Origin of the sequence: Citrobacter sp. R56 (assembly GCF_016811995.1) — a bacterium.
GTDB lineage: Bacteria > Pseudomonadota > Gammaproteobacteria > Enterobacterales > Enterobacteriaceae > Citrobacter_D > Citrobacter_D enshiensis.
On sequence record NZ_CP069159.1, the window covers coordinates 893,315 to 916,983 of the forward strand.

Sequence of the window (23,669 nt, forward strand, 5' to 3'; positions counted from 1 at the left end):
GACGGGTTCAGCACAAAGTCTTTGCCCTGTTCAATCAGACATCCTCGCGGTGTTGGGTACGAGCAGGAATGAAAGTTAATGATGAGGTTCGTGAATGCCCCGCAGCACCTGGTTCAGAGCGTTATTTTTGTTTGTCGCCCTTTGGGCACCTTTAAGTCAGGCAGATACAGGTTGGCAGCCTTTGGCAGAAACCATCCGTAAAAGCGATAAAGACACCCGCCAGTATCAGGCCGTGCGCCTGGATAATGGCATGGTGGTCTTGCTGGTATCCGATCCGCAAGCCGTAAAGTCGCTTTCTGCATTAGTGGTCCCAGTGGGATCGCTGGAAGACCCACAAGCGCACCAGGGGCTGGCGCATTACCTTGAGCACATGAGTCTGATGGGCTCGAAAAAATATCCGCAGGCTGACAGTCTCTCTGAATACCTCAAGATGCACGGCGGCAGCCACAATGCCAGCACCGCACCTTATCGCACAGCTTTCTATCTGGAAGTTGAGAACGATGCGCTGGTGGGGGCGGTGGATCGTCTGGCCGATGCCATCGCAGCGCCCTTGCTTGATAAAAAATATGCCGAACGCGAACGCAATGCCGTTAACGCTGAACTGACACTGGCGCGCACGCGAGATGGTATGCGTATGGCGCAAGTGAGTGCGGAAACCATAAACCCGGCGCACCCTGGCTCACGTTTTTCTGGCGGGAATCTGCAAACGTTAAGCGACAAACCCGGTCAGCCGGTGCTGCAGGCTTTGCAGGAATTTCATGAGAAATACTATTCAGCCAACCTGATGAAGGCGGTGATTTATAGCAATAAACCGTTGCCAGAGCTGGCGCGTATTGCTGCCGATACCTACGGTCGGGTACCGAATAAAAATACCGTAAAACCGGAAATCACGGTTCCGGTGGTCACTGACGCGCAAAAAGGGGTCATCATCCATTATGTGCCTGCGCTGCCGCGTAAAGTGCTGCGCGTCGAGTTTCGTATCGACAACAACAGCGCTCAGTTCCGTAGCAAAACCGACGAACTGGTGACCTATCTGATTGGCAATCGTAGCCCAGGCACCCTCTCTGACTGGTTGCAAAAGCAAGGACTGGTGGAAGGTATTCGTGCGGATTCCGATCCTGTCGTCAACGGTAACAGCGGTGTGCTGGCCATTTCAGCCACGCTTACCGACAAAGGTCTGGCGAATCGTGATGAAGTTGTCGCGGCCATCTTTAGCTATCTCAATCTGTTACGCGAAAAAGGCGTGGATAAACGCTACTTTGATGAGCTGGCGCACGTCCTGGATCTCGACTTCCGTTATCCGTCCATCACGCGTGATATGGATTACGTGGAATGGCTGGCTGACACCATGATTCGCGTGCCCGTCGACCATACCCTGGATGCGGTTAACATCGCCGATCAGTATGACGCTGATGCGGTAAAAGCCCGTCTGGCGATGATGACGCCGCAGAATGCCCGCGTCTGGTACATCAGCCCGAATGAGCCACATAACAAAACCGCCTACTTTGTTGATGCTCCTTATCAGGTCAACAAAATCGACGACAAAACCTTTGCCCAGTGGCAGCAAAAAGCGCAGGCGATTTCGCTCTCCCTGCCGGAGCTCAACCCCTACATTCCTGATGACTTCTCGTTGATTAAGAGCGAGAAGGAATATCCGCATCCGGAATTGATCATCGATAAACCGGATTTACGCGTGGTGTATGCGCCGAGCCGTTACTTTGCCAGTGAGCCAAAAGCCGATGTGAGCGTGGTGCTGCGTAATCCAAAAGCCATGAACAGCGCCAGAAATCAGGTGATGTTTGCGCTGAATGATTATCTGGCAGGCATTGCGCTTGATCAGTTAAGTAATCAGGCTGCCGTGGGCGGGATAGGGTTTTCGACTAACGCCAATAATGGCTTGATGCTGAACGCCAATGGCTACACTCAGCGTTTGCCGCAGCTTTTCCAGGCGTTGCTGGAAGGCTACTTCAGCTACTCTGCAACGCAAGAGCAGCTGGAACAGGCGAAGTCCTGGTATGCGCAGATGATGGACTCAGCCGAGAAAGGTAAAGCCTACGATCAGGCCATTATGCCCGTGCAGATGATTTCTCAGGTGCCTTACTTCTCACGTGATGAACGCCGTAAGTTGTTGCCATCAATCACCCTGGAAGAGGTTATGGCGTACCGCGATGCGTTAAAAGTGGGTGCCCGTCCGGAGTTTCTGGTCATCGGCAACATGAGTGAAGCGCAGGCAAAAACCATGGCGCAGGATATCCAGAAACAGCTGGGTGCGAAGGGTTCAGAATGGTGTCGCAACAAAGATGTGCTGGTCGATAAAAAACAGTCGGTCATTTTTGAAAAAGCGGGCAGCAGTACGGACTCTGCGCTGGCGGCGGTGTTTGTACCTGCGGGATACGATGAACACACCAGTACCGCGTACAGCGCCATGTTGGGGCAAATCGTTCAGCCATGGTTCTATAACCAACTGCGTACCGAAGAGCAGTTGGGCTATGCGGTGTTTGCTTTTCCGATGAACGTAGGTCGCCAGTGGGGGATGGGTTTCCTGCTGCAAAGCAGCGACAAACAGCCGGCGTATCTCTGGGAACGCTATAAAGCCTTTTTCCCGAAGGCGGAAGCGAAGCTGCGGGCAATGAAACCAGCCGAATTTGCACAAATTCAGCAGGCGGTCATTACGCAAATGTTAGAAGCGCCGCAAACGCTGGGCGCAGAGGCTTCGCAGTTAAGCAAAGATTTCGATCGGGGTAATATGCACTTCGATTCGCGTGATAAAATCGTGGCTCAGATTAAACTGCTGACGCCGCAAAAACTTGCCGACTTCTTCCATCAGGCGGTGGTAGAGCCGCAAGGCATGGCGATACTGTCACAGATTTCCGGAAGCCAGAACGGGAAAGCAGAATATGCGACCCTGGAAGGCGGGAAAGTGTGGCAGACCGTCAGCGCGTTGCAGCAAACCTTGCCCCTGATGAGTGAAAAGAATGAATGATGCTGAGTCTCTTGATCCTCTACGCTTGCCCCTCACGGGCGAGCGCCTGATTGAAGCGTCCGCAGGCACTGGCAAAACCTTTACTATCGCAGCGCTCTATCTGCGTCTGCTACTTGGACTGGGCGGTTCTGCCGCCTTTCCCCGTCCGTTAACCGTAGAAGAGTTATTGGTGGTGACCTTTACCGAGGCCGCCACCGAAGAGCTACGCGGTCGAATCCGCAGTAATATCCACGAATTGCGCATTGCCTGTCTGCGGGAATCGACCGATAACCCGCTCTATGCCCGCCTGTTAGACGAAATTAACGATAAAAAGCAGGCCGCACAGTGGTTATTGTTGGCCGAACGGCAGATGGATGAAGCTGCGGTCTTCACCATTCACGGTTTTTGCCAGCGTATGCTGAGTCTTAACGCGTTTGAGTCGGGGATGTTATTCGAGCAACAGCTCATCGAAGACGAATCCCTCCTGCGTTATCAGGCCTGTGCGGATTTTTGGCGTCGTCACTGTTACCCACTCCCGCGTGAAATTGCCCAGGTTGTCTTTGAAACATGGAAAGGCCCGCAGGCGCTGCTGAAAGATATTGACCGCTATCTGCAGGGTGAAGCCCCGGTGATTAAAGCCCCTCCGTCAGACGAAGAGACGCTGGCATCGCGGCATGCGCAGATTCTGGCGCGAATCACCCGGATCAAACAGCAATGGTGCGAAGCGGTTGAGGAACTTGACGCGCTGATCGAATCGTCAGGTATCGATCGCAGAAAATTCAACCGTGGCAATCAGGCAAAATGGATCGAGAAGGTAACTGCATGGGCGCAGGCAGAAACGCAGACTTATCAGTTGCCTGAAGCGTTGGAGAAATTCTCGCAGCGCTTTTTAGAAGAGCGAACCAAAGCGGGCGGCGTGACGCCTGAGCACGCACTGTTTGTGGCAATTGACGAACTCCTTGCAGAGCCGCTGACGATTCGGGATTTGGTTATCACCCGGGCGCTGGCGGAGATTCGGGAAACGGTCGCCCGGGAAAAGCAGCGTCGGGGAGAGTTAGGCTTCGATGACATGCTCAGCCGCCTTGATGCGGCGCTGCGAAGTGAAAGCGGCGAGGCGTTGGCGTCGGCCATTCGCGGTCGTTTTCCGGTAGCGATGATCGATGAATTTCAGGATACCGATCCGCAACAGTACCGTATTTTTCGCCGCATCTGGCAGCATCAGCCGGAGACGGCACTGTTGCTGATTGGCGATCCAAAACAGGCGATTTACGCATTCCGTGGCGCGGATATCTTCACCTACATGAAGGCGCGCAGCGAGGTGACGGCACACTATACGCTCGACACGAACTGGCGTTCTGCGCCTGGCATGGTCAACAGCGTCAATACGCTGTTTGCCCGGATGGACGATGCCTTCATGTTTCGTGAGATCCCGTTTACGCCGGTGAAGTCCGCCGATAAAAATCAGGCGCTGCAATTTGTGTTGAACGGTGAAACGCAACCCGCCATGCGCATGTGGTTAATGGACGGTGAGAGTTGTGGCATTGGTGACTACCAAAGCACCATGGCGCACATTTGCGCCGCACAAATCCGTGACTGGCTGAAGGCGGGGCAATCGGGTCAGGCGCTGCTGAACAGCGGCAAAACCTCGCGACCCGTTCGCGCTTCGGATATCAGCGTACTGGTGCGCAGTCGTCAGGAAGCCGCCCAGATTCGTGATGCGCTGACGCAACTGGATATCCCGTCTGTTTATCTCTCTAACCGCGACAGCGTTTTTGACACCCTTGAAGCGCAAGAGCTGTTGTGGGTTTTACAGGCGGTGATGACGCCTGAGCGCGAAAACACGCTGCGCAGCGCGCTTGCCGCCTCGATGATGGGGTTAAATGCGCAGGACATCGATGCACTCAATAATAACGAGAACGCCTGGGACGCGGTTGTGGAGGAGTTTGATGGCTACCGTCAGATCTGGCGTAAACGCGGTGTGATGCCCATGCTGCGTGCGCTGATGTCGCAGAGAAATATTGCTGAAAACCTGCTGGCGACAGCGGGAGGCGAGCGCCGTCTCACCGATATTCTGCACATCAGCGAACTGTTGCAGGAAACGGGATCGCAACTGGAGAGCGAGCATGCGCTGGTTCGCTGGCTTTCGCAGCATATTCTGGAACCCGATAGCAATGCCTCCAGTCAGCAAATGCGTCTGGAAAGCGATAAGCATTTGGTGCAAATCGTCACCATTCATAAATCGAAAGGGCTGGAGTATCCGCTGGTCTGGCTGCCCTTTATTAGCCATTTCCGTATTCAGGATCAGGCGTTTTATCACGATCGCCGCTCCTTTGAAGCGGTACTGGATCTCAGTGAAGCGGACGAGAGCATTGAACTGGCGGAAGCCGAACGGCTGGCGGAAGATCTCCGCTTGCTCTATGTTGCGCTGACCCGTTCCGTATGGCATTGCAGCCTCGGCGTTGCGCCGCTGGTGCGTCGCCGTAGTGACAAAAAAGGGGAGACGGATGTGCACCAAAGCGCACTGGGCCGTCTGCTGCAAAAAGGCGAACCGAAAGATGCCGCCGGGCTTCGCGCGTGCATTGAATCGTTGTGTGGTGAAGATATCGCCCTGCAAATGACGGGCGCACCGGACACCGAACGCTGGCAGGTGGCGCAAGCCGCCCGCGCCGAACTGAGCGCGAAAGTGTTACAACGCGCCCTGAGCGATAGCTGGCGGGTAACCAGTTATTCCGGCCTACAGCAGCGAGGCCACAGTGTTGCTCAGGACTTAATTCCTCGCCTTGATGTTGATGCCGCCGGTGTCGCTGAGGTGACGGTTGAGCCGGGGTTAACCCCACATCAGTTTCCACGCGGCGCATCGCCGGGCACCTTCCTGCACAGCTTGTTTGAAGATCTCGATTTTACTCAGCCTGTCGATGCCGCCTGGGTACAAGAGAAACTGACGCTGGGAGGGTTCGACGCACACTGGGAGCCGGTTCTGACAGCATGGCTGGAGGCCGTCTTACAGGCGCCGCTTAACGATACGGGCGTGAGTCTGCGTCATCTCTCCGATCGCGACAAACAGGTAGAGATGGAGTTTTATCTGCCGATAACCCAGCCGCTGAATGCCAGCCAACTGGATGCGCTGATTCGCCAGTACGATCCGCTCTCTGCCGGGTGCCCGCCGCTGGACTTCATGCAGGTGCGCGGCATGTTGAAAGGATTTATTGACCTGGTGTTTCGCCATGAAGGGCGTTACTACCTGCTCGATTACAAATCTAACTGGCTGGGTGAGGACAGTGCCGCCTACACCCAACAGGCGATGGCTTCGGCGATGCAGGCGCACCGTTACGACCTGCAATATCAGTTGTATACGCTGGCCCTGCATCGGTATTTGCGCCATCGCATCGCGGACTACGACTACGAGCGCCATTTCGGCGGCGTTATCTATCTCTTCCTGCGCGGCGTGGATAGCGAACAACCACAGCAAGGCATTTACGCGACCCGTCCGGATAGCGAATTAATCGCGCAGATGGACGAGATGTTTGCAGGCGCGGTACGGGAGGAGGCGTAATGACAATCCAGAAACGCTTACTGGATGCAGTAGAACAAAAACAGTTAAGACCGCTGGATGCGCAGTTTGCGCTGGCGGTTGCTGGCAATGACGATCCGGCAGTGACGCTGGCGGCGGCGTTGCTCAGTCGTGATGCGGGGGAAGGTCACGTCTGTCTGCCGCTTTCGCGGCTGGCCATCACGGAAGACACTCATCCGCTGTTGCTGACATGGCTCAAAGAAGCGCCAGATCGCATCGACTGGACGCAACGTCTGTTAACGTCTGCCGCGGTTAGCCGTGGCGAACAGCCAACGCCGCTCATTTTGCACGACGATCGCCTCTATCTGAACCGAATGTGGCGTAATGAACGTACGGTAGCGCGCTTTTTTAGCGAGGTGAATCAGGCGATTGAGCTGGATGAGCAGCAGCTAACCCAGACGCTTGATGCGCTTTTCCCTCCCACCGATGAAATCAACTGGCAAAAAGTGGCGGCTGCCGTGGCGTTGACCCGCCGTATCTCGGTGATTTCTGGCGGCCCGGGGACGGGCAAAACGACGACCGTAGCAAAGCTGCTGGCGGCGTTGATTCAGATGGCCGACGGCGAACGCTGTCGTATCCGCCTGGCGGCGCCCACGGGCAAAGCGGCGGCGCGACTGACGGAATCGCTGGGGAAAGCATTACGTCAATTACCGCTTACCGATGAGCAAAAAAAACGGATCCCGGATGACGCCAGTACCCTGCATCGACTGTTAGGCGCGCAGCCTGGCAGTCAGCGTCTGCGTCACCATGCGGGCAACCCGCTGCATCTGGATGTGCTGGTGGTTGATGAAGCGTCAATGATCGACCTGCCGATGATGTCGCGCCTGATCGATGCGTTGCCGACGCACGGGCGGGTTATTTTTCTGGGCGATCGTGACCAGCTTGCATCCGTTGAGGCGGGCGCTGTGTTGGGGGATATCTGTGCCTGTGTGAAGGACGGCTTTACGCCTGCACGTGCGCAACAGCTCAGTCGGCTTACCGGATGCCAGGTTTCGGCTGGAGCAGAAACAGAAGCCGCCGCTTCCCTGCGTGACAGCCTTTGTTTGCTGCAAAAAAGCTACCGTTTTGGCAGTGATTCCGGCATTGGCCAACTGGCTGCTGCCATTAATCGCGGCGATAAATCTGCAGTTAAGGCGGTCTTCCAGAAGGAATTTAGCGACATTGAAAAACGGACGCTGATGAGCCGTGAAGATTACGCAGCGATGCTGGATGAGGCAATGGCTGGGTATGGGCGGTATCTTGATCTGGTTCGGGCGGGGGCGGAACCCGATGCCATCATTCAGGCGTTCAATGATTACCAACTGCTGTGCGCGCTGCGCGAAGGGCCATTTGGCGTTAAAGGACTGAATGAACGTATCGAACACGTGATGCGGGAAAAACGCAAAATTACCACGAATGCGCACTCCCGCTGGTATGAAGGGCGGCCGGTAATGATTGCGCGAAACGACAGCGCGTTGGGATTATTTAACGGCGATATCGGCATTGCGCTCGAACGCGGTCAGGGGCTGCGAGTCTGGTTTGCGATGCCGGACGGTGCCATTAAGTCTGTGCAGCCGAGCCGTCTACCGGAGCATGAAACGACCTGGGCGATGACGGTGCATAAATCTCAGGGCTCGGAGTTTGATCACGCGGCGCTTATTCTACCCACGCAGCGTACACCGGTTGTGACGCGCGAGCTGGTGTATACCGCGGTTACCCGCGCGCGGCGTCGCCTGTCGCTGTATACCGATGAACGGGTGTTGAGTGGCGCGATAGCGACCCGTACCGAGCGCCGTAGCGGGCTGTCGTCCTTGTTTAACGAGGGTAATGCGCAGCAGGATTTGTAGGCCGGATAAGCGTTAGCACCATCTGGCGATGTGCCAGATGGCAACGTGAAACTGTTTTATCAGACCGATACTGTAGGCCGGATAAGCGTTAGCGCCATCCGGCAATGTGCCTGATGGCGACGCGAAATCGTTTTATCAGACCGACAACGTATTAATCCGCTACCCCAAATCCGCCATCAACACTTTTGAGCGGCGCTGATAGTTGTACATCTCTTTTTTGCTCTCGGGGAGCAGGTCGATATCCACCGGCGTAAAGCCACGCTCCTGAAACCAGTGAATGCTCCGCGTGGTCAGCACAAACAGCTTGCTAAGCCCGATTTGTCTGGCCTGCGCGGCAATCCGCTCCAGCAGGACTTCTCCCCGCGATGAACTGCGATAATCCGGATGCACTGCCACACAGGCCATTTCGCCGATCTTCTCTTCCGGGAAAGGATACAGCGCCGCGCAGGCGATGGTCAGGTTATCACGCTGAATAATGGTGAATTTGTCGATCTCCATCTCCAGCTGTTCGCGGGAACGGCGCACCAGAATCCCTTGCTGTTCCAGCGGGCTGATAAGCTCGAGAATTCCGCCAATATCATTAATGGTGGCGCGGCGGATTTGTTCGGCGCTTTCCATCACGATCTGCGTGCCGATACCGTCACGCGAGAACAATTCCTGTAACAGCGCGCCATCTTCCTGATAGCTGATCAAATGGCAGCGACGTACGCCGCTGCGACAGGCTTTCACCGCACCGCGCAGGAAACGCACGGTGCCGGAGTTGTAATCCTCTTTCTCTTCCTGTGCTTCTACGCGGGCCTGTGCTTCATTCGGGAACAGTTCAGAAACAATGTCGCCATCGTCGTTGGTAACCCCTTGTGAGGAGCAAAAGCCAATCATTTTCTCCGCCTTCAGTTTGATGGCGAGCTGGGTGGCTATCTCTTCTGAGGTCAGGTTAAAACTTTCACCGGTGACAGAGACGGCGACCGGTCCCATCAGGACAATCGCACCGTTGTCGAGCTGGCGGTGAATCGCCTCTTCATCAATACGACGGATACGTCCGCTGTGGCAGTAATCGACGCCATCATCAACGCCCAATGGCTGTGCGATGATAAAGTTGCCGCTGACCACGTTGATGTGCGCCCCCTGTAGAGGCGTGTTATTGAGGCTCATCGACAGACGGGCGGTGATATCCAGCTGTAATGTGCCAGCCGCCTGCTTGACCAGCTCCAGGGTTTTGGCGTCCGTCACACGCGTATTTTTGTGGTACACCGGCTCATGATGGTGTGCGGCCAGGTTTGCATCGATTTGCGGACGTGCGCCATACACGACCACCAGGCGAATGCCGAGGCTGTGCAGAAGCCCGATGTCATTGACGATACTGGAGAAATTCTCATGCTCGATGGCTTCGCCGCCCAGCATAATGACAAACGTTTTCCCCCGATGGGTATTGATATAGGGAACAGAATGGCGGAATCCCTGTACCAGTTCGGTTCTACGTTCCTTCACCACGGCACACCCTCTTTGCATGATTATTCGTATTAAGTGTATTTTTATTCTGTTTTTTCTCCGGGCGCAAGTGCAAATTTGCCTGCAGTCGAAGGTATTTATCAGTAATACCGTGAATACAAAAAGAAAGTTTACCGTTTTATAGATGACAGATTATGCGTCATTCGCTAAAGTTTCCGGTCAATTCAGACGTTTTGTAAATCAGCACCGTTAGATTTGTTTTGCTCGGGAGAAGCATGTCGGGATCCAATCCAGCAATCAGCCGCCGTCGTTTACTGCAAGGGGCGGGCGCCATGTGGCTATTGAGCGTAAGCCAGGTCGGTCTGGCTGCGGTCAGTCAGGTCGTAGCGGTTCGTATTTGGCCAGCATCCAGTTACACCCGTGTGACGGTGGAATCGAACCGCGAGTTGAAATACAAACAATTTGCCCTGAGTAATCCTGAGCGCGTCGTGGTGGATATTGAAGGTGTGAATTTGAACTCCGTGCTCAAAGGCATCGGAACCCAGATCCGCCCGGATGATCCCTACATCAAATCGGCAAGAGTGGGGCAGTTTGATCCGCAGACCGTACGCATGGTGTTTGAACTGAAGCAGAACGTGAAGCCGCAGCTGTTTGCCCTCGCGCCGGTGGCGGGTTTTAAAGAACGTCTGGTGATGGATCTCTATCCTGCCAATGCGCAGGACATGCAGGATCCGCTGCTGGCGTTGCTTGAGGATTACAACAAAGGCGATCTGGAGAAACAGGTCCCGCCCGCGCAGAGCGGCCCACAGCCGGGTAAAGCAGGGCGCGATCGTCCGATTGTGATCATGCTCGATCCGGGGCACGGCGGCGAAGACTCCGGCGCTGTGGGCAAATACAAGACGCGTGAAAAAGATGTGGTGTTGCAGATCGCTCGTCGCCTGCGGTCCTTGATTGAGAAAGAGGGCAACATGAAGGTCTATATGACGCGAAACGAAGATATCTTCATTCCGCTGAAAGTGCGCGTCGCGAAAGCCCAAAAACAGCGTGCCGACCTTTTTGTCTCAATTCACGCGGATGCATTTACCAGTCGACAGCCCAGCGGGTCGTCGGTGTTTGCCCTTTCCACCAAAGGCGCAACCAGTACGGCTGCAAAATACCTGGCGCAAACCCAGAACGCCTCGGATTTGATCGGGGGGGTCAGTAAAAGCGGCGACCGCTACGTCGATCACACGATGTTCGACATGGTGCAATCGCTGACCATTGCCGACAGCCTGAAGTTCGGGAAAGCGGTGCTGAAGAAACTTGGCCAGGTCAACAACCTGCACAAGAATCAGGTAGAGCAGGCCGGGTTTGCCGTGTTGAAAGCGCCAGATATCCCTTCGATTCTGGTTGAAACTGCCTTTATCAGTAACGTTGAAGAAGAGCGGAAGCTCAAAACCGCGACGTTCCAGCAGGAAGTGGCAGAGTCGATACTGGCGGGGATCAAAGCCTACTTCGCCGATGGGGCGACGCTGGCGAGAAGAGGATAATAAAAAAGCGCTGAAAAGCGCTTTTTTTACAGCTATTTTTACCGACGCCAGAAACAAAAAAACACCCGGAAGGGTGCTTAATGTTGTTGGTTGCGGGGGCCGGATTTGAACCGACGACCTTCGGGTTATGAGCCCGACGAGCTACCAGGCTGCTCCACCCCGCGTCCGTCTTTTACTCTTCCATCGAGTAACTTCTTCTTCACAATGTGTTGGTTGCGGGGGCCGGATTTGAACCGACGACCTTCGGGTTATGAGCCCGACGAGCTACCAGGCTGCTCCACCCCGCGTCCGTCTGTTACTCTGCTATCGAGTAACTTTTCTTTCTTCACATTGTATTGGTTGCGGGGGCCAGATTTGAACTGACGACCTTCGGGTTATGAGCCCGACGAGCTACCAGGCTGCTCCACCCCGCGTCCGTGGATGCGCACTATACTCTGCTAACGTTTTCATGCAACCCTTTTTTTAACCAGATCATAAATTTGGTACGGGAGTGGTTAAAAATAATCCTTACGGCTCGTTTTTTGCACAAAATTTGCGGCAAGGGCTGTCTGCGCATTTCATTAGGTCCGGGGGTTTGTTATCTTCATCTCGCATTATTGGCAACTTAAAGACGAGAACAATGAAAGGACGTTGGGCAAAATACCTTCTCACCGGAGCCGTTGTGGCGATGCTTGCTGCGTGTTCCTCTAAACCCACCGATCGCGGACAGCAGTATAAAGACGGGAAGTTTACCCAGCCTTTCTCACTGGTGAACCAACCTGATGCGGTAGGCGCGCCGATTAACGCGGGCGATTTTGCCGAGCAGGTGAATCAGATTCGCAGTTCATCACCGCGTTTATATGGTAATCAGAGCAACGTTTATAGCGCTGTTCAGGACTGGCTGCGTGCTGGCGGCGATACGCGTAGTATGCGTCAGTTCGGCATTGATGCCTGGCAGATGGAAGGCGCGGATAACTACGGCAACGTACAGTTCACCGGCTATTACACGCCTGTCATCCAGGCGCGCCATACGCGTCAGGGAGAGTTCCAGTACCCGATTTACCGGATGCCGCCTAAACGCGGACGCCTGCCGTCCCGAGCGGAGATCTACTCCGGCGCACTGAACGACAGCTACATTCTGGCTTACAGTAATTCGTTGATGGATAACTTCATCATGGATGTACAGGGCAGCGGCTATATTGATTTTGGCGACGGCAGCCCGCTCAACTTCTTCAGCTATTCCGGGAAAAACGGTCATGCTTACCGCAGTATCGGTAAAGTGCTGATCGACCGGGGTGAAGTAAAGAAAGAAGATATGTCGATGCAGGCGATTCGCCATTGGGGGGAAACGCACAGCGAAGCAGAAGTGCGCGAGCTGCTGGAGCAGAACCCTTCATTTGTCTTCTTTAAACCGCAATCTTATGCACCGGTGAAAGGGGCCAGCGCGGTACCGTTGATTGGTCGCGCCTCTGTTGCTTCTGACCGTAGCATTATTCCACCGGGCACAACGCTGCTGGCGGAAGTGCCGCTGCTGGATAATGACGGTAAGTTTACCGGCCAGTATGAACTGCGCCTGATGGTGGCGCTGGACGTTGGCGGCGCAATTAAAGGTCAGCACTTCGACATTTACCAGGGCATTGGCGCGGACGCCGGGCACCGTGCAGGCTGGTATAATCACTATGGTCGTGTCTGGGTGCTGAAGAGCGCGCCGGGCGCAGGTAACGTTTTTAGCGGCTGATTATGGTATTCTGACCACCATTTCTACGGATAAGACAGGGTGAGGATATTCTCACCCTTTTTAATTCTGAGGTTGTATGTCTGTTGTGATAAGTGATGCCTGGCGTCAGCGTTTTGGCGGCACCGCGCGCCTGTATGGTGAAAAAGCGCTGCAGCTGTTTGCCGACGCGCATATCTGTGTGGTCGGGATCGGTGGGGTGGGGTCGTGGGCGGCAGAAGCGCTGGCGCGAACCGGAATTGGCGCGATCACGCTGATTGATATGGATGACGTTTGCGTCACCAATACGAATCGTCAAATTCATGCCCTGCGCGATAACGTTGGGCTGGCGAAGGCGGAAGTGATGGCGGATCGTATCCGTCTGATCAACCCGGAATGCCGGGTGAACGTTGTCGATGATTTCGTGACGCCGGATAACGTTGCTGAGTATATGAATGCAGGTTTTTCATATGTGATCGATGCTATCGACAGCGTACGGCCGAAAGCGGCGCTGATTGCGTATTGTCGGCGTAATAAAATTCCGCTGGTCACCACCGGCGGTGCGGGGGGGCAGATCGACCCTACGCAGATTCAGGTCGTCGATTTAGCGAAAACCATTCAGGATCCGCTGGCGGCAAAGCTGCGTGAGCGGTTGAAAAGTGATTTTGGCGTGGTCAAAAACAGCAAAGGCAAGCTGGGTGTTGACTGCGTGTTCTCAACCGAAGCGCTGGTGTATCCGCAGTCGGACGGGTCTGTCTGCGCCATGAAAGCGACGGCGGAAGGGCCAAAACGCATGGACTGCGCCTCTGGATTCGGTGCGGCGACCATGGTGACCGCCACTTTCGGTTTTGTCGCTGTTTCCCATGCGTTGAAGAAAATGATGGCAAAAGCAGCGCGTGAGGCTTGATGGCGTCGGATGGCGCTACGCTTATCCGACCTACGGTTCGTACGGCTTTGTAGGCCGGATAAAACATCCGGCACAACACAACCCTCACACGTTGCGGGCCGCCTCCATAACCGCCTCGCTAAGTGCATTCAGCCCCTGGCTGCGCGAAGCGCTGAGCTGCGCTTTCAGGCCTAATTCATCAAACAACGCCAGCGGGGATGTGGCCAACAATTCAGCCGCGGTTTTACCTTCTATCGCTGTGAGCAATACGGCCAACAGGCCGCGCACAATACGACCTTCACTATCACCGAAAAAGTGCAGGGTACCATTGGCCGACAGGGTGTGCCCCAGCCAGACGCGGTTTTCACATCCGGCAATCTCTTTTGCCTGCGCTTTTAACGCTTCCGGTAACGCGGGAAGCTGCTTACCCAGCAGGATCAGTTGGCGATATTTATCCTCCCACTGTGTCTGCGGGGTGAACGTATTACGTAACGTCTCTTCGGTTACGGTTGTGCCAAACGGGTGTCCAGCGAACAGAGGGTTTGTCATTAATCCACCAGTATTTCCAGCGCGCGGTCAATCGCATTGACCAACGCATCGACATCGCTCTTTGTATTATACGGCGCAAAAGAGGCGCGCAAAGTCCCGGTGACACCCATTTCCGCCAACAGCGGTTGAGCGCAGTGCTGTCCGGCACGCAGCGCGATGCCATATTCTGCCAGTAACGTCACCATATCGCTGTGGTGTACGCCGGCAAAGTCGAAGGCCAGCAGGCTGGAATCCTGGCAACGGTACGAGCGAAAACCCGGACGGGTAGCCAGTGCTTCTTCTGCCAGCGTGGCCAGCCCGCGACTCCAGCTTTCGGCCTGCACGATATCGATCTCAGAAAGCCATTCCAGCGCGGCGCTCAGGCCAATAACCCCTGCAACGTTCGGCGTACCGGCCTCCAGCTTCCACGGCGCGGATTGCGTGGTAAATCCCTCGAAGCTGACTTCATTGATCATTTTGCCGCCGCCGAGCCAGGGCGACATCGCATCCAGCAGTTCTGGTTTACCGTAGAGCACGCCAATGCCGGTCGGGCCATACAGTTTGTGGCCCGAGAATGCGTAGAAATCGATGTCGAGCAACTGGACGTCGGCGGGGAAATGCACCGCTCCTTGCGCGCCGTCGACCATCACGATCATCCCGGCAGCATGCGCCAGTGCGATTGCGCGGGCCAAATCCGGGCATCCGCCCGTCACGTTGGACATTTGTCCCAGCGCCAGAATGCGGCTGCGTGGGGTGATCAGATCGGACAGACGCTCAACATCGGGAATAAAATGCGCATTGAGCGGCAGTTTGACGACCTTTGCGCCCGTCTGTTCTGCCACCATCAGCCAGGGCACGAGATTGGCGTGGTGCTCGGCCGCGCTCACAATGATTTCATCGCCCGGCTGCAGGCGAGGGCGGGCGTAGCTTTGCGCCACCATGTTGATCGCTTCTGTGGTGCCTCGGGTCCAGACGATCGCTTTGTCGTCGGGCGCATTCAACAGGTGCGCGACTTTTTCTCTGGCCGCCTCGTAACGCGCGGTCAGGCGCTGGGCTTCGGCAAACTGGCTGCGATGGACGTTTCCGGCGCTCAGACTGTAAAACTGATGTGTGGCGTCGATAACCGCCTGCGGTTTGAGGGCGGTGGCGGCGCTGTCGAGATAGACACCGGCATCAATGAGTGCGGGAAACTGCGCACGAAACTGCGCGGGATTAAAAGCGTTCATGGAATTCCTCTGTTCAGTGAACAGATCGTGGCGCAAAAAGAGCCCTGATACAAGGTTTGTCCTGACCCTCGGAATCGTCTGCTTATCCATGTGAAATCCGACCAGTGGCTTATGCTGAATAGTGTTGGGCAAACGCTTTTGCCTGTTATGAACATTTATTTAGATAGCACAAATCGCTGTAAGGAGAAGAAGATGAATAAGACAGCCGCCATTATCTCTGCCTGTATGCTGACTTTTACCCTCAGCGCCTGTTCCGGTTCCAATTATGTGATGCATACCAATGATGGGCGAACCATTGTCTCCGAGGGGAAACCGAGGACTGATGATGAAACAGGGATGATTTCGTACCAGGATGCTAACGGCAACAAACAGCAGATTAATCGTACTGACGTGAAAGAGATGGTCGAACTGGATCAGTAACCGGTCAGTCGTGGGCAAAAAAAAGCACCGCAAGTTGGCGGTGCTACATTAATCACTATGGACAGACAGGGTAAATGTACAGGAAGTGAAAAAGGGTAGCCTTGCTACCGTGGTCTGAATCGCAGACCAATTGCAAACACAACAACACAACATCACAACCGTAAGCCAAAAGTTCACCAGAACACGCATTCCGATAAAACTTTTCGTTCCGGCTCAGGAAGTGACGCCACTATAGGTATTTGCTGGTAGAACCTCAACGGACAAATTATAATGGCTCAGATTAAAAAAACTAATAGGTTACATAACGTTACCTAATTGTTAAATTCTTTTAACATCAAAGTTTAAAAGCCATGTCAAAACGATTACCACCCCTGAATGCATTACGTGTTTTTGATGCCGCCGCAAGGCATTTGAGCTTCACGCGCGCGGCAGAAGAGCTTTTTGTGACACAGGCCGCAGTAAGCCACCAAATCAAGTCTCTTGAGGATTTTTTGGGACTTAAGCTGTTTCGCCGTCGCAACCGATCGCTTTTGCTGACGGAGGAAGGGCAAAGCTATTTCCTCGACATCAAAGAGATTTTTTCGCAATTAACTGAAGCGACGCGTAAACTTCAGGCTCGTAGTGCAAAAGGGGCCTTAACCGTCAGTTTATTGCCCAGTTTTGCCATTCAATGGCTGGTGCCCAGACTCACAAGCTTTAATTCAGCTTATCCGGGAATCGATGTCAGAATCCAGGCCGTGGATCGTCAGGAAGATAAACTGGCGGACGATGTGGACGTCGCGATTTTTTATGGTCGTGGAAACTGGCCGGGTTTGCGTGTCGAAAAATTGTACGCAGAATATTTACTGCCTGTCTGTTCGCCCCTGCTGCTCACCGGCGACAAACCGCTGAAGACACCGGAGAATTTGGCACAGCATACGTTACTGCATGATGCTTCGCGGCGTGACTGGCAAACCTATACGCGCCAGTTGGGGCTAAATCATATTAATGTGCAGCAGGGACCTATCTTCAGCCATAGTGCCATGGTGCTACAGGCTGCCATCCATGGACAAGGGGTCGCGTTGGCCAACAACGTGATGGCGCAGTCCGAAATTGAGGCCGGACGTCTTGTTTGTCCGTTTAATGATGTTCTGGTCAGCAAAAATGCTTTTTATCTGGTTTGTCATGACAGTCAGGCAGAACTGGGTAAAATAGCTGCTTTTCGTCAGTGGATACTGGCAAAAGCGGCCACTGAACAAGAAAAATTCCGCTTTCGTTACGACCAATAATTTATGTAGGTACTGCCATGACCAGCCGTTTTATGCTGATTTTCGCCGCCATTAGCGGTTTCATTTTTGTTGCTCTGGGCGCCTTTGGGGCGCATGTCCTGAGCAAGACCCTTGGCGTGGTTGAAATGGGTTGGATCCAGACCGGCCTTGAATATCAGGCATTTCACACGCTGGCGATTTTTGGTCTTGCCGTTGCTATGCAGCGACGCATCAGTATCTGGTTTTACTGGAGCAGTGTTTTTCTGGCATTAGGCACGGTGCTGTTTAGCGGCAGCCTCTATTGCCTGGCGCTGTCCCATTTACGCCTGTGGGCGTTTGTTACTCCTGTCGGCGGCGTGAGTTTTCTGGCAGGTTGGGTGCTGATGTTAATTGGCGCCATCCGTTTGAAACGTAAGAGCGTTAGTCATGAATAAGGTTGTATTGTTGTGTCGCCCGGGGTTTGAAAAAGAGTGTGCCGCAGAGATCACGGATAAAGCAACGCGTCGGGAAGTGTTTGGTTTCGCTCGCGTAAAAGACAATGCGGGTTACGTCATATTTGAGTGCTACCAGCAGGGTGATGCTGAAAAGTTAGTGAAAGAGCTACCGTTCAGTTCGCTGATTTTTGCTCGCCAAATGTTTGTCGTCGGCGAGTTGCTGCAATATTTGCCGCCGGAAGACCGTATTACACCCATTGTCGGTATGTTGCAGGGTGTTGTGGAAAAAGGCGGCGACCTGCGTGTCGAAGTGGCTGACACCAACGAAAGCAAAGAGCTGGTCAAGTTTTGCCGTAAATTTACCGTGCCGCTGCGCGCAGCGCTGCGCGAAGCCGGCGTACTGGCAAAATATGAGACGCCAAAACGTCCGGTCGTCCATGTTTTCTTTATCGCACCGGGCTGTTGTTACACCGGCTATTCCTGGCCTGATAATAACTCACCGTTTTACATGGGCATCCCGCGTCTGAAGTTCCCGGCTGATGCGCCGAGCCGTTCAACGCTGAAGCTGGAAGAAGCGCTGCATGTCTTTATTCCGGCAGATGAGTGGGATGAGCGTCTGGCAAACGGGATGTATGCGGTGGATTTAGGTGCCTGTCCTGGCGGTTGGACTTATCAGCTGGTGAAACGGAACATGTGGGTTTACTCCGTTGATAATGGTCCGATGGCGCAAAGCCTGATGGATACCGGGCAGGTGACCTGGCTGCGTGAAGACGGGTTTAAATACCGGCCAAACCGCAACAACATCTCGTGGATGGTCTGCGATATGGTGGAGAAGCCTGCAAAAGTGGCCGCGCTGATGGCGCAGTGGCTGGTCAATGGCTGGTGCCGTGAGACGATCTTCAACCTCAAGCTGCCGATGAAAAAGCGCTACGAAGAAGTGTCGCAGAACCTGGCGTATATTCAGGCCCAGCTTGACGAACACAACATTAATGCGCAGATTCAGGCGCGTCAGCTTTATCATGACCGCGAAGAAGTGACGGTACACGTACGTCGCCTGTGGGCTGCCGTCGGTGGTCGTCGCGACGAGCGATAATATCCGGAGGCCGGGTGAGCTATCCGGCCTCGACCTGTCTTGTATCCGACACAATATGCGTCACATCATCCAGATGCCCAATCTGCGCCTCTCCCGAACGATTGAATTTACTCTTATCGATCAGCAATAACGATTGCGATGCACGTTTTAGCAACGTTGATTTGAAATCCGCATTGAACGTGCTGGAATCCCACAACACACCACGGTTATCGATCCCTTCGCAGGAGAAAATAAACAGGTCAATGTCGAGCGGTTTTAGCTGCGAGAGCAACGACGGATTGACATAGCAGCCGTGTTTGCGTTGTAGCGTGCCGCCAGAACTGATGAGCTGGATCTGCTCGCGCTTTCCCAGTTCAAGGCAAATCGGGTGGCTGTTGGTGAACACCTGCAGGTTAATGTCCGGTAGCTGGCGGGCGAGATGCCAGCACGTCGAGCTGGCGTCCAGGGCGATCACCATCCCTTCTTCTATCCAGGCCAACGCTTCGCGGGCAATGTCCGCTTTGTGCGCATAATGACTTTTTCGTCGAAGATGAAAGGGGGCGCCGCCGTCCGGGTTTTCCCGATGAATCACGGTGGCGCGCCCGTGATGACGTCGTACTTTTCCCTGCGCTTGCAGCGCGTTCAGATCGCGTCGAATAGTCTCCTGGCTGACGTTAAGCCGTGCAGCCAGTGTCTCAGTGGTCAGACTCTGGTGATGAATGAGCAGGTCTACAATCGCGTGCTGGCGTGTCGTCTTCATTTTTCTCACTCCATCATTCGTGTACACCTGCCTGGGATGAGATTACGGCGTAACGCCTTTCTTTAAAAGAATATTGCCGTATTTTGCCCGCTCACCGGTTATCACGATCGCAAAGGCTTTTTGCGCCCGTTCGTAGAATGCAAAGCGGTCGATACGCGTAATGTCAGGGCATACGCCTTGCAATGAGAGCGCATCACGATAGCGGGACTCTACCTCCGGGTCGAGCGAATCCCCCTCAACGGCAGCCATCATCACCAACGGCGGGGCGTAGCTGTCCAGTTCAAACAGTGGAATGATTGCCCTGAGCAGGTTGCTGACCATCAGGCCGTCGGCGCGGATAACCTGCGGCCCCAGGCTGTGAGCCGGGAAATGGGCGTCAGAAAAGATAATTTCATCGCCATGGCCCATTTGCGCCATGACTTTCAGGAGTTCAGGGGAAATTAACGGCGAAATTGTTTTCAGCATTTCACACTTCCTCAATGCGTTCGGATTCGGTTTGCGGATAAAAATAACGATACTGATAACGCACCTGCGCTCTGGCCTGTTCCGGGCTGGCAAATTCACCCACGCCGAACCAGGCGAACATCGCCGCGCCGGCAACGGTGGTTTCTGCGTCATCCAGCACTTTGATCGGAATGCCAAGCGTGTCGGCTTTAATTTGATTCCACAGCGCGTTACGGCTGCCACCGCCTACCAGCAGCAGCTCTGTCGCCCTGAACTGACCGATCTTTTCCAGCGTCTGCAGGTTTTCCCTGAGTTGAGCCGTTAATGACTCGAGCGCGGCACGATACAAGTGACCCCGGGTGCTGGTGAGCGAGACGCCCTGCCATCCGGCATGCGCGTTGGTCAGCAGATCGCTGTGCATTTTCACACCGTCGGCGCCTGCGGGGATAGCGCGCGCCTCATCAATCAGCGTTTGCCAGGGCGTCTCTGGGCTCCACAGCAGTGTGCGTACCCACTCCAGCACCCCGGACGCCAGCCACTGCATTCCCGGATTGGTGAGGCCTCGCTGGCTGTCCAGTTCACCGGTAGAACCGGGATACTGACTTAACAACGGGGTATCTACCCGGGAACTGCGTACCATCAGAATTTCCCATGTTCCGGAGGACAGCACGGGCTCATCCTGCTGGGCACCCGCGCCAAACAAAGCAAATTGCGTGTCGTGCCCGGCGGAGGTAACCGGAATACCCGCTGGTAACCCCAGCCGACGAGCGATGTCGGGCTGCAGCGTGCCGATTTTCTCTCCCGCTTCGACTAACCGTGGAAACAGACGACGTGGCAAACCGGCGGCCTGCAGGATCTCCGGACTGAAATCGCGCTGGTGGATATCCAGTAACTGGCTGGTTCCTGCCATGGTGATGTCGGTGGTGAACTCACCGGTCAAACGATGGTTGATTAAGGATGAAATAAACAGCCAGGCATGAGCCTGTTCAGGCAGGTGAGGATGATTCTCTTTGAGCCACAGTAGTTTATACAATGTGTTGAAGCTGAATGCGCCGACCCCGGAAATTTCCTGCAACTGCTGTGGCGTCATCATGCGGCTGATGTTGTTCATCACTGTGGCGGTGCGCGGACATTTCCAACTGATGATCGGATAAAGTAGCTTGCCGTTTTCATCGACCAGCGCGCCATCGACGCCAAACGTAGTGACCGTAATACCGCGTATCTGGCATGTTGAGAGCTGCGCAGAGAGCGTTTGGCAGCAATCGGCAAAGCGTTGCAAAATGGCCTCCAGCGACCACTGATGCCAGGCGGTGTTTTCCGTGGCGAGTTCGCTGGCATTGGGGGTTGCGGCCCGGGCGACAATGTTTCCCTGGCGGTCGACGGCGATGGCCCTTACGTTGGTTGCGCCGCAGTCGAGAACCAGAATAACCTCTTGCTTCATAAAAACTCCTGGAACTTTGCCGGATGGCATTGCGCTTATCCGGCCTACAAAATCACTAAAAAATGCGTTGTTGTAGGCCCGGCAAGCTTTCGCCACCGGGCAAAGAAATTAGAGAGCGGGACACATCAACGTTTGTACAGCGGACCGTAGTTCTCGCAGGCGCGGTAATCCTGGCCTTCGATGTCCATCCCGTGCGCTGACCAGGAAGAGGGACGATAGATCTTCGCCGCGTCCACGTTGTGCATGCAGACCGGAATGCGCAGCATCGCGGCGAGGGTAATGAAATCAGCCCCGACGTGTCCAATGGTCAGCACGCCGTGGTTTGCTCCCCAGTTTGCCATCACGGAATAGACGTCGGTGAAGGGGCCTTGTCCCGTCAGACGTGGAGCGAACCAGGTCGTTGGCCAACTGGAGTCGGTACGTTTGTCGAGGGTGTCATGAACCTCTTTCGGCAGTTCGACGCTCCAGCCTTCGGCAATTTGCAGTACCGGGCCCAGACCTTTGATGATGTTTACGCGCGTCATGGTGAACGGCACGCCGCCTTCGGTCAGGAAGCGCGAAGAGTAGCCGCCGCCACGGAAATATTCGTGGATCGCCGGGCACCATTCGGTTGCGGCCAGGCAATCATCTGCCTCTTTGGGGCTGATATCCCAGTGAGGTTTCATGGTTGGTTTGCCGTCGTTATCGCGCTGTTTGCACGTACCGTCGAGGGCGGCAGAACCCGAGTTGATCAGGTGGATGATGCCGTGTTCCGCCAACCCGGTCAGCGGTTGTCCCGTCACGCGCTCTACGGCTTCCGGCGACCAGTAGGTGCGCACATCGGCGAACACTTGTGCCGTGCCGGTGAGCTGATGCCCGAACAGCATCGCCACACCATTCAGACTGTCGTTTTCGGTCGCCACAACAAAAGGTTCGCGTATGCCGTTCCAGTCAAAGGAGCTGTTCAGCAGCGCCTCGGCCGTGTCGCCATTGGGGTATTGATCGGTCCAGTGACGCTGTCCCTGGAAGCCCGCAGCAATGGCGTTGTAGCCCAATGATTCTTCTACGCGACCGATCTCCGCCAGCTTACTGTTACCCTGCATCATGTCGCGAATACACATCGCCATCAGCAGGCTTTCGCGCAGGATCTCCCGGTTTTGTTCGGCGTTGCGCTGATACTGCTGGGCGTTTTTATCTTCACCATAGCGGAAGTGCTGATCGGCCCAGGCCAGCGCCATTTCCAGCTCGGTTTCGTCATAAATTTTATGATCGATGCGGCGGCGCAGTTCAGTCATGTCGACGGCCTGTACTTTCATACCCAGCCAGGATTCGAAGAAATTGTGATCGACGATTGAACCCGCAATGCCCATCGAAACCCCGCCCAGTGAGAGATAGCTTTTGCCTTTCATACTGGCGACAGCTAAACCCGCTCTGGTGAATCGCAACAGTTTTTCTTCAACGTCGGCCGGAATTGAGGTGTCATTGGCATCCTGTACGTCCTGACCGTAAATGGAAAACGCGGGGAGTCCTTTTTGACTGTGGGCGGCCAGCGCAGCGGCCAGATACACCGCCCCCGGGCGTTCAGTACCATTGAATCCCCAAATGGCTTTTGGTCGTGTGGGATCCATGTCTATCGTTTCACTGCCGTAGCACCAGCACGGCGTGACGGTAATGGTTAAGCCAACATTTTGACTGCTGAATTTCTCTTCACAGGCTGCTGATTCTGCCATACCCGCAATACAGGTATCCGAAATGACACACTCAACGGGGGTGCCGCAGGCGTGGCGGAGCTTCTCGGTAAGAAGGGCCGCGGTGGCCTTCGCCATATTCATGGTCTGCGTTTCCAGCGATTCACGAACGCCCATGCGGCGTCCATCAATGACCGGGCGAATACCAATTTTCGGTAGGCTGATTTTCTTCATTCGTGGTTCCTCATCTCACTTTATGGCGCTCTGCTCCGGTGACGTTTGGACCCCACCTCAGCAGTCGGCTGAATGACTGATTTTGCTAACTCGAGTTAGCTTAGGTATTGCAGCGTTTTTTACACAACTTCTTTATTGTGGATATGTGAGTGGCTTCACGAGAAGTGGTTAAAATTCGATCTCCGTCAAATAAACAATAGTGGTATTATGTTTTTAAAATCTTGAAAATCATGCTGTTATGATAAATTGCTTGTGCGGCGTCACAATTTCAAATCAAATG

At 54.6% G+C, this 23,669-nt stretch carries 17 protein-coding genes and 3 tRNA genes; 10 read left to right on the forward strand and 10 right to left on the reverse strand.

Translation table 11 applies throughout. From position 1 onward, the window contains the following. Positions 1-94 precede the first annotated feature (94 nt). Genes ptrA through recD form a run of 3 tightly spaced genes read left to right on the forward strand, consistent with a single transcriptional unit; the run spans position 95 to position 8,359 of the window. Positions 95-2,983: a pitrilysin gene (gene ptrA / locus JM656_RS04245; protein WP_203360144.1), complete on the forward strand. Its 2,889-nt coding sequence runs from the start codon at positions 95-97 to the stop codon at positions 2,981-2,983. Beyond that, positions 2,976-6,515: an exodeoxyribonuclease V subunit beta gene (gene recB, locus JM656_RS04250; protein ID WP_203360145.1), complete on the forward strand. Its 3,540-nt coding sequence runs from the start codon at positions 2,976-2,978 to the stop codon at positions 6,513-6,515. Before ptrA ends, recB begins: the two co-directional genes overlap by 8 nt. Further along, positions 6,515-8,359, forward strand: coding sequence for an exodeoxyribonuclease V subunit alpha (recD, locus tag JM656_RS04255; RefSeq protein WP_203360146.1), 1,845 nt, complete (start codon positions 6,515-6,517; stop codon positions 8,357-8,359). The genes recB and recD overlap by 1 nt, the downstream gene beginning before the upstream one ends. 159 nt (positions 8,360-8,518) lie before the next feature. Here recD and argA read toward each other — a convergent pair whose 3' ends face one another. Continuing rightward, entirely contained in the window at positions 8,519-9,850 is a 1,332-nt protein-coding gene (argA, locus tag JM656_RS04260; protein WP_203360147.1) for an amino-acid N-acetyltransferase, read from the reverse strand. Between the two features lie 233 nt (positions 9,851-10,083). Here argA and amiC point away from each other — a divergent pair, with 233 nt between their 5' ends. Next, positions 10,084-11,337: an N-acetylmuramoyl-L-alanine amidase AmiC gene (gene amiC / locus JM656_RS04265; RefSeq protein ID WP_203360148.1), complete on the forward strand. Its 1,254-nt coding sequence runs from the start codon at positions 10,084-10,086 to the stop codon at positions 11,335-11,337. Positions 11,338-11,424: 87 nt separating this feature from the next. Here amiC and JM656_RS04270 read toward each other — a convergent pair. The 3 genes from JM656_RS04270 to JM656_RS04280 form a co-directional block, all read right to left on the reverse strand. Then, positions 11,425-11,501 (reverse strand) — tRNA-Met (locus JM656_RS04270). Between the two features lie 46 nt (positions 11,502-11,547). After that, positions 11,548-11,624 (reverse strand) — tRNA-Met (locus JM656_RS04275). A 49-nt stretch (positions 11,625-11,673) separates the two neighbouring features. Further along, positions 11,674-11,750 (reverse strand) — tRNA-Met (locus JM656_RS04280). Between the two features lie 206 nt (positions 11,751-11,956). On the opposite strand from JM656_RS04280, the gene mltA reads away from it, so the two are divergent. Both mltA and tcdA read left to right on the forward strand, forming a co-directional pair. Continuing rightward, positions 11,957-13,054, forward strand: coding sequence for a murein transglycosylase A (gene mltA, locus JM656_RS04285; protein WP_203360149.1), 1,098 nt, complete (start codon positions 11,957-11,959; stop codon positions 13,052-13,054). A 76-nt stretch (positions 13,055-13,130) separates the two neighbouring features. After that, a complete protein-coding gene (tcdA, locus tag JM656_RS04290) occupies positions 13,131-13,937 on the forward strand; it encodes a tRNA cyclic N6-threonylcarbamoyladenosine(37) synthase TcdA (protein WP_203360150.1) in 807 nt (268 codons plus the stop codon). A gap of 84 nt (positions 13,938-14,021) precedes the next feature. Here the strand turns inward: tcdA and csdE are convergent, their stop codons facing one another. Together csdE and csdA are read right to left on the reverse strand one after the other, a co-directional pair. Then, positions 14,022-14,465 carry a cysteine desulfurase sulfur acceptor subunit CsdE gene (csdE, locus tag JM656_RS04295; RefSeq protein WP_203360151.1) on the reverse strand — a complete coding sequence of 148 codons (444 nt, stop codon included), beginning with the start codon at positions 14,463-14,465 and terminating at the stop codon, positions 14,022-14,024. Beyond that, complete coding sequence (gene csdA, locus JM656_RS04300; RefSeq protein ID WP_203360152.1) at positions 14,465-15,670, reverse strand: cysteine desulfurase CsdA; 1,206 nt, start codon at positions 15,668-15,670, stop codon at positions 14,465-14,467. The genes csdE and csdA overlap by 1 nt, the downstream gene beginning before the upstream one ends. 192 nt (positions 15,671-15,862) lie before the next feature. Between csdA and JM656_RS04305 the strand changes: the two genes are divergently transcribed. From JM656_RS04305 to rlmM, 4 genes are all read left to right on the forward strand, one after another. Further along, positions 15,863-16,090 carry a YgdI/YgdR family lipoprotein gene (locus JM656_RS04305; protein ID WP_203360153.1) on the forward strand — a complete coding sequence of 76 codons (228 nt, stop codon included), beginning with the start codon at positions 15,863-15,865 and terminating at the stop codon, positions 16,088-16,090. A 350-nt stretch (positions 16,091-16,440) separates the two neighbouring features. Further along, entirely contained in the window at positions 16,441-17,358 is a 918-nt protein-coding gene (gene gcvA, locus JM656_RS04310) for a glycine cleavage system transcriptional regulator GcvA (RefSeq protein WP_203360154.1), read from the forward strand. 17 nt (positions 17,359-17,375) lie between these two features. Beyond that, positions 17,376-17,771, forward strand: a complete 396-nt coding sequence (locus JM656_RS04315; protein WP_192613313.1) for a DUF423 domain-containing protein — start codon at positions 17,376-17,378, stop codon at positions 17,769-17,771. Then, a complete protein-coding gene (gene rlmM / locus JM656_RS04320) occupies positions 17,764-18,864 on the forward strand; it encodes a 23S rRNA (cytidine(2498)-2'-O)-methyltransferase RlmM (protein WP_203360155.1) in 1,101 nt (366 codons plus the stop codon). The genes JM656_RS04315 and rlmM overlap by 8 nt, the downstream gene beginning before the upstream one ends. A 19-nt stretch (positions 18,865-18,883) precedes the next feature. Here the strand turns inward: rlmM and fucR are convergent, their stop codons facing one another. The 4 genes from fucR to fucI form a co-directional block, all read right to left on the reverse strand. Beyond that, positions 18,884-19,603, reverse strand: a complete 720-nt coding sequence (gene fucR, locus JM656_RS04325) for an L-fucose operon activator (protein WP_203360156.1) — start codon at positions 19,601-19,603, stop codon at positions 18,884-18,886. A 42-nt stretch (positions 19,604-19,645) separates the two neighbouring features. Then, entirely contained in the window at positions 19,646-20,068 is a 423-nt protein-coding gene (gene fucU / locus JM656_RS04330; RefSeq protein WP_203360157.1) for an L-fucose mutarotase, read from the reverse strand. 1 nt (position 20,069) lies between these two features. Beyond that, a complete protein-coding gene (gene fucK, locus JM656_RS04335) occupies positions 20,070-21,488 on the reverse strand; it encodes an L-fuculokinase (protein WP_203360158.1) in 1,419 nt (472 codons plus the stop codon). A 125-nt stretch (positions 21,489-21,613) separates the two neighbouring features. Then, the gene (gene fucI, locus JM656_RS04340; RefSeq protein WP_203360159.1) at positions 21,614-23,389 is read right to left on the reverse strand and encodes an L-fucose isomerase; all 1,776 of its coding nucleotides are present in this window, start codon (positions 23,387-23,389) and stop codon (positions 21,614-21,616) included. Between the last annotated feature and the right edge of the window lie 280 nt (positions 23,390-23,669).